Source organism: Microcoleus sp. CAWBG58, from assembly GCF_020883045.1.
Taxonomy (GTDB): domain Bacteria; phylum Cyanobacteriota; class Cyanobacteriia; order Cyanobacteriales; family Microcoleaceae; genus Microcoleus.
Genome location: NZ_JAHRFA010000159.1, coordinates 1 through 6,532, shown reverse-complemented (window position 1 = coordinate 6,532; position 6,532 = coordinate 1). Strand labels below are relative to the sequence as shown.

The window sequence follows — 6,532 nt, the reverse complement described above, 5'->3', positions numbered from 1 at the left end:
GCCCGAGCCATTCGTGTTTTCCATGACCTCTTATAAACGCCGTGAATTCAATAGGCATATACTTTACACCTTTATTGATAAGTTAGATTTAGACCGGAATTTCATTTTAAATCACCCTAACCTTCCGTCAGTCCTATCCTATGGTACTCTCGCTGCCTAAAAACTGTCCGAAGTATTGACGGTAGTATCGGCACTACCGCTGACAATCATCTTACCATCTTGGCTAAAGGCGATCGCATAAACCCAATCAGAATGTCCGACAAAAGTCCGCACACTCTGGGCCATCCCTACACGCCAAACCTTAATAGTTTTGTCCGCACTACCGCTAGCCAGCATCATACTTTGAGGGCGAAAACTCACAGATAAAACCTTGTCAGAATGTCCCGAAAGTTTGTGAACTAAAGCTCCGTTGTGCTGGTTCCACAGCTTAATACTATTGTCCCCACTAGCGCTTGCTATTGCCCCTCCATCGCAGCTAAAAGCCACCGAATATACGGAGCCGTACCGGTGACTGTACGGCGACCCATAATCGCTGTAAAACTCGCGAATCATCGCCTTTTTATCCAGCTTCCACTCAATAACTTTTCTGTCAAAACTGCCGCTAACCAGCATTCTCCCATCGGGGCTGATAGCCACCGCATCAACCGTCGCGCAATGGCCGAAAAAAGTATGGATTAATTCCCCTGTTTGCAGGTTCCACAGCTTAATTGTTTTATCGTCGCTGGCGCTAGCGAGAATATTGCCTTGAGGGCTAATTGCAATAGCATTAACCGAGTCTGAATGACCGTGAAGAATGCGCGCGCACTGCCAGTTATGAGATAATAATTGCGGGTTGCTAGCTGCGGTTGTCACCTGCACATTCTGAGGTGGCGCGGCAGATACGGCGGTTGCTGTCGCTGTCTGCGAGTGAGTTACAGACGAATTAATGGCTATTTTGGTGCGATAGTTATACGCAATTTGCGATCGGGGATATTGCCCAAATTTCACCAAGTCGTGCAGCACTTCTGCCGCGGATTGATATCGCTCCCTTACGGAATCTTTGAGCAATTTATTTAAAATAGTTGTTAATTTTTGGCTGACTTTGATGCCTTTTTGCGCTAAGTGCGATCGCCAAATCCATTTGCATTCCAAAGCATCGAACAAATCATTCAGCACCGCCCCAGTCAGCAAGTGAATGCAGGTAACGCCCAAACTGTAAAGGTCGCTCGCCGGATACGCCTTACCGCTGCGAATTTGTTCGATCGGTGCATAGCCAGCAGTTCCCGTTATCGTACCAGTTTTCGCCTCAGAAATCGCGCTAATGTGCTTAGCAACTCCAAAATCTACCAGCACAAACTGACCCCCCCTCGATTTCCCCTGTACAGTAGAAGATTCTGCCAGACTTATCCCTTTTTTTCCATTACCAGGAGTCGAGAAAGTTTGGGGATTTCTCCGCAGAATATTTTCCGGCTTAATATCCCGATGAATTACCTGCCGCTCGTGCACGAATTGCAAAACAGGCAACAAATTAATCAACAATTCCCAAATCTGTTCCTCGCTAAAAGCTCCGCGCTGCTGCAACTCCTGAAACAAATTATTTCCTTCGATTAACTCTTCTACAAGATACAGGTGTTTTGCTTGTTCAAAAGAAGCCAGTAAACTTGGAATCTGCGGGTGTTCTCCGAGTTCGTACAGGCGATGAGCTTCTTGTTTAAACAGTGAAGTTGCCTTTTCTAATTCTGCCTTTTCTTGAACGTGGGGGAAAAATTGTTTAATGGCGCAGCGACTTTTCAACCTATCTTCATCGACAGCTAAAAAAGTTCTGCCAAATGTTCCTTCACCGATAGGTTGAAGGGCGCGGTAACGCTCTTTCAGCAGCAATTTTGAGCCGCACGCCAGACAAAACTTGGTTGAATCACGATTCTGCGGCTTGTTGCAATGGGGATTGAGACAATAGCTCATCTTTTTCCTGCCTGGAGATTCCCACCAAAGCTAGACTTAGCAATATGGTAGTCTATTTCCGCTGACGGCGAGAGCAGGATTGTCGATCGCGCCACAGATACGGGTTTTCCCCACCCAAAATCTCGGATCTCAGGCAAGCTCGGCGCTAGAAGTGCTTGATTTGAGTTTCCACATATTTTAATGCTTGGTTGAAATTTTGCAAGTAAGCCGATCGGCAACTCTAGAATGCGCTTCGCCGTAAAAACCCAGTTTCTAGCCAAAATCAGCTATTGTCAGCGATGGATGTTAAGCCAGAAACCGGGTTTTATACCAGAAATAATTGGTTGAAAGCATCTCCCTTTGGCGTAGAAATTAAAATCAGACGATTCATTACTCCAATCCTCTTCCTTCTAGGTAGAGATCGCCCTCAACTGTCAACTGTCAACTGTCAACTGTCAACTGTCAACTGTCAACTGTCAACTGTCAACTGTCAACTGTCAACTGTCAACTGTCAACTGTCAACTGTCAACGGCGGCTATTTTCCCCCGTCTGCAAGACATTCTTCCTCCTCGCCACCATTCTGTGAGGATGCTTTGGCTTTAATCACCGCTTCCCGAAAGCCTAAAACTACTAAAATATTGGCAAGTGTCAAGAATAGTTCCGCACAACCGTGGAGCCAATCGACATTTGCTAGCGACTCGTTGTAGGCAACTTTTGCGTAAATTGCTGCGGGAATAGTCACACCCACAAACACGAGAGTGCCGTAAAATCCCATCAGAGCTAAACGAGGAGTTTTTCCAGATTTCGTCAAAAACCAGAGAAAACCCAAGTAGGGAAATAGAGACACCACAAATAAACTTTCTTTGGAAATCATTAGTATTTGGTGAGCGACCAGATACCATCATAGATTAAAAAATTAAAAATTAATGTGAATAAATTTTAACTTTTTGTGGTTAATTTTTCATGTCTAATTTGAAAGTCTAATTTGATAAAGGAACCCATTTCTGTCGAACTGCTAGAGACTGCTATATAAATCCTAGACAAGCCTAGTCATTAATTCTCATTTCACAGGGGGCATCGGAGCGGCTATCCCTCCATGAGCATTCAAGGTTAAGCCAACCTCGATAAGTTAATCGCCGCGTTGAGATCGCGGTCGATAGATATGCCGCACGAGCAACAGTCATAGGTGCGTTTTTTGAGAGGCATATCCTGAATATTTCCACAACTAAAACAAGTTTTAGAACTGGGATACCACCGACTAATTATTATTAGTTTGGAGCCGAATTTCTGGCACTTATACTCTAGTTGTCGCCTGAATTCATGGAATCCACAATCAGCAATTGCTTTGGCTAGCTTATGATTAGCCATCATCCCGGCTACATTCAAATCTTCAATTACTACTTGGGCGTGGTTTTTGCTCAAATAAGTAGTAACGTGATGAAGAGTATTTTTGCGGAGATTGGCAATTCGATTGTGTTGTTTAGCCACTTTCATCCTGGCTTTGAATCGACGATTGCTACCTTTATTTTTTCGAGATAATTGCTTCTGCAATCGCTTCAACTTAGCTGCTTCTCGGTCATAATGTTTGGAATTTTCAAACACAACTCCCGTTGAAAGTGTAGCTAGGGTTTTAATGCCTAAATCTACTCCTACAACTTCAAATTGCTTGATTGTTACTTGTTCTGGTTGCTCATAGGCAAAAGACAAATACCAATCTTCAGCAATTCTAGAAATCGTCATCTTAGAAGTCGTGACATTTGGCAATGCCTCAAAGGTTCTGAGCCAGCCAATTGTCGGTAATTTAATCCTGACACCACCAACTCTCATCGGCTTGCCACCAGCATCGATAGTGAAAGAATCGTGTTGAAACTTCTTTTGAAAATTGGGATAAGCACCAAGTCCTTTAAAGAAACGATCGAACGCATTACCTAATTGGTCGAAAGCATATTGAGTGATCTTTTGACAAATTCCTTTTTCTTTAATCCATTCTAGCTCTGGCTTGACGTGATTATTGAAAAACTTTTTGAGAATATATTTGTTGGGCTTTAGTCCATCTTGGTACAAGTTTTGCCAAGTCGCCAAACCCCAATTGTATGTAAAACGAGCTATTCCAGCGTGTTTACTCATCAATTGTTTTTCGGCACTTGTTAATTTTAACTTGGTCTCGATCGATAACAGCACAAGCATCAATTAAATAACTTTCTCGATCGTAGGCTTTTTTCTCTAGGTTTGTCAAGTTTTTCTATTACCTTAGTCTACATTTGTCTAGCCTTTGTCAACCTCACCCAAGCCCATAGCTTTTAACCTTCTCCGCAGCAGGTCGCTAGTATTAAAAATCCCTGACCCGCGCGGAGACACAACCCGTAACTCTTCCCCTAACACCGTTATTAGGATAACACATTTTCAACCGTGCCAGTCTGTTAATTGTTACTTTACCCAGCAATCGGAAACTGAGATATGTCCAAAGTTGTCGGTCTGCTAGGTATCAAGGAAGTATCGCTCAAAACCTCTAAATCAGCAAAGCGTTTTCTATCTGTTGCGATAATTTCTTGGAGCTTAGCATCAAAATCAAAACGCGGGCCACAATCCCAAAGTTTGAATTGCCAGTGTCCGCTACATACCGTAATTTGCAGTTGAATAGGAGTTTCTGCGGGCAGATTTTTGTGAGCGTGACGAACTGCATTAGTGAAACCTTCAGCTAAAGCTAGCTGTAATTGGAACCAAACCTCATTGGGGATCGATACATCTTGCAACTGCTCCAACCAGTCCAAAACTTTAGTTAAAGCATTCATATCTGTGTTGACTTGCAGGCTGATGTTTTTAAAAGAACTTTCATTCAGTTCCGCTTCCTGCTCAATGTCATCTTGCCAATCCCACTTCTTTAAAAAATTCATTAACCCATCTAAAGCGCTAGCCTTTTTTATCTTTTGCGATCGATCGCGACTTTCTACTTCGTAACTTTTGCTCAGCGACAAACAATTTCGACCGTCGAAAGTCCGGGTGTAACTCAGCTCGTCTGCAATCTGCCACATGAGTTTGATGCCTCTGCCGCCTTCTGCCAGTTGATCTATGCTGTTCGACATTAATTTTCCTCGTCTGAAAGTATTAGTTGTACCCAATTTTCACACCCGCCGACACACCTTGTCTTTTTTTATACTTGCTTGTTAAGTATAATTTCGGCGATCACACCAAAATGCTATCTTTTTTGCAGAAGGAATCGCATCAGCAATATGTCTTAAGAGTCTAAGCCAATTGGCTTATTTACCGATCGCCTGTACGGAGAGGGATCGCCCCCGTAGCACAATCCGCCTGCATCCACCAGAAATTACCGAATCACTGCCGGAGCTCATTTACCCCAGCCGTCGCCAACTACAAAATACAAGGCATTGAGCCACTGCCAACGGTGGCTCGCCGGTAGCCTGCAAAGCTGATTCGAGGTAATCGCTCTCATCCTAAAGGAGTAAGTAATATCCGCAAATGCGATCGTCCGCGAATCTCACACCGGCGTGCCACGTCAATCCACTAGACTAAGACTGCTGCAAACAAGGCCGTTTCTGCTAAAAATATTGGATTTGACAGCGAAAAATCTAGCAATAAACCCTGTTTTTAGCCCCGCGCGCGTTATTCCAGGAGAAAACTAGGCGATAAAACGCAGTTAGATGAATTACCCGGACTAAGCTTTGCTTGCATCTACATAGTCTGTTATGTTCGAGGAGATTCCGGCAGAGGGGAGAGATCCAGGGAGAAAGTCTGATGAGGAGATGATTTGACAACTAGGTAATAGGTAATTGACATATACAATTTAAACGCGCAACACCTGATGACAAAAATTAAACTGACAATTCTGGCAGCAGTGATTCTGCTACTCCCATTTGGCGCAGCAGTTCCCTTACAAGCTCAAAATCTGCCTCTAATCAAGCGGCTGCTAGCAACAAGAGGATGTCCCGGATGCGACTTATTTGGTGCTTCCTTGAGCCGTGCAGATTTGTTTGGCGCTTCCTTGAGTCGCGCCACTCTCAGCAGGGCCGACTTAGTAGATGCGGATTTGACTGCGGCGGATTTAATGGAAGCTAATTTAAATAACGCCAACATGAGAAATGCCTTTTTAATCGATGCCGACCTCAGCAAAGCCGACATGAGCAGGGCAGACATCAGGGGAGCAAACTTAGAAAATGCCAATCTCAGCGAGAGTTCTCTGCTCGATGCAACTCTCCAGTTGGCAAACTTAAAATGCAGTAATTTGATCGCAGCTAAACTAAGTCGAAGTGACCTGAGAAATGCCGATTTTACTGGGGCAAACCTCAGCGGTGCTGACCTCAAAGAAGCTGATTTAAGCGGTGCAAATCTCAGCGGTGCTGACCTCAGAGGGGCCGATTTGAGCGATGCGAGATTGAACAAAGCTAATTTTACAGATGCTAATTTATGCGGCGCCCGGATGCCGAACCGCAAAATATCTCGGCGAGGTTGTGATGTTAACAAACAACAACCGATTAGCTCGAACAATTACTGCAATTACTGCCGTGCCGTCAATGACTGGTGGTTAGATATTTTAAGGTTGAATTAAGTGGTAAGCCGTTGATAGGGGTTGATTCTTAGGTACGTAGTTGCGCTT

At 44.1% G+C, this 6,532-nt stretch carries 6 protein-coding genes; 1 reads left to right on the top strand and 5 read right to left on the bottom strand.

Annotated elements, in window-relative coordinates:
- Positions 1 to 156: 156 nt before the first annotated feature.
- From QZ918_RS32760 to QZ918_RS32740, 5 genes are all read right to left on the bottom strand, one after another.
- The gene (locus QZ918_RS32760; RefSeq protein WP_293343189.1) at positions 157 to 1,941 is read right to left on the bottom strand and encodes a WD40 repeat domain-containing serine/threonine-protein kinase; all 1,785 of its coding nucleotides are present in this window, start codon (positions 1,939 to 1,941) and stop codon (positions 157 to 159) included.
- Complete coding sequence (locus QZ918_RS32755) at positions 1,938 to 2,201, bottom strand: hypothetical protein (RefSeq protein ID WP_293343186.1); 264 nt, start codon at positions 2,199 to 2,201, stop codon at positions 1,938 to 1,940. Before QZ918_RS32755 ends, QZ918_RS32760 begins: the two co-directional genes overlap by 4 nt.
- A 254-nt stretch (positions 2,202 to 2,455) precedes the next feature.
- Positions 2,456 to 2,794: a DUF3593 domain-containing protein gene (locus QZ918_RS32750; protein ID WP_293157870.1), complete on the bottom strand. Its 339-nt coding sequence runs from the start codon at positions 2,792 to 2,794 to the stop codon at positions 2,456 to 2,458.
- A 236-nt stretch (positions 2,795 to 3,030) separates the two neighbouring features.
- Positions 3,031 to 4,047: an RNA-guided endonuclease InsQ/TnpB family protein gene (locus QZ918_RS32745; protein WP_293343183.1), complete on the bottom strand. Its 1,017-nt coding sequence runs from the start codon at positions 4,045 to 4,047 to the stop codon at positions 3,031 to 3,033.
- 305 nt (positions 4,048 to 4,352) lie between these two features.
- Positions 4,353 to 5,003 carry an ATP-binding protein gene (locus QZ918_RS32740; RefSeq protein WP_293157864.1) on the bottom strand — a complete coding sequence of 217 codons (651 nt, stop codon included), beginning with the start codon at positions 5,001 to 5,003 and terminating at the stop codon, positions 4,353 to 4,355.
- A 737-nt stretch (positions 5,004 to 5,740) separates the two neighbouring features.
- Here QZ918_RS32740 and QZ918_RS32735 point away from each other — a divergent pair.
- The gene (locus QZ918_RS32735) at positions 5,741 to 6,484 is read left to right on the top strand and encodes a pentapeptide repeat-containing protein (protein WP_293343180.1); all 744 of its coding nucleotides are present in this window, start codon (positions 5,741 to 5,743) and stop codon (positions 6,482 to 6,484) included.
- Positions 6,485 to 6,532 lie beyond the last annotated feature (48 nt).

What these genes read in the sequence shown, in the direction of transcription:
- QZ918_RS32750 (WP_293157870.1), bottom strand. Translation starts at nt 2,794, where the DNA reads ATGATTTCCAAAGAAAGTTTATTTGTGGTGTCTCTATTTCCCTACTTG.
- QZ918_RS32735 (WP_293343180.1), top strand. Translation starts at nt 5,741, where the DNA reads ATGACAAAAATTAAACTGACAATTCTGGCAGCAGTGATTCTGCTACTC.
- QZ918_RS32740 (WP_293157864.1), bottom strand. Translation starts at nt 5,003, where the DNA reads ATGTCGAACAGCATAGATCAACTGGCAGAAGGCGGCAGAGGCATCAAA.
- QZ918_RS32760 (WP_293343189.1), bottom strand. Translation starts at nt 1,941, where the DNA reads ATGAGCTATTGTCTCAATCCCCATTGCAACAAGCCGCAGAATCGTGAT.
- QZ918_RS32745 (WP_293343183.1), bottom strand. Translation starts at nt 4,047, where the DNA reads ATGAGTAAACACGCTGGAATAGCTCGTTTTACATACAATTGGGGTTTG.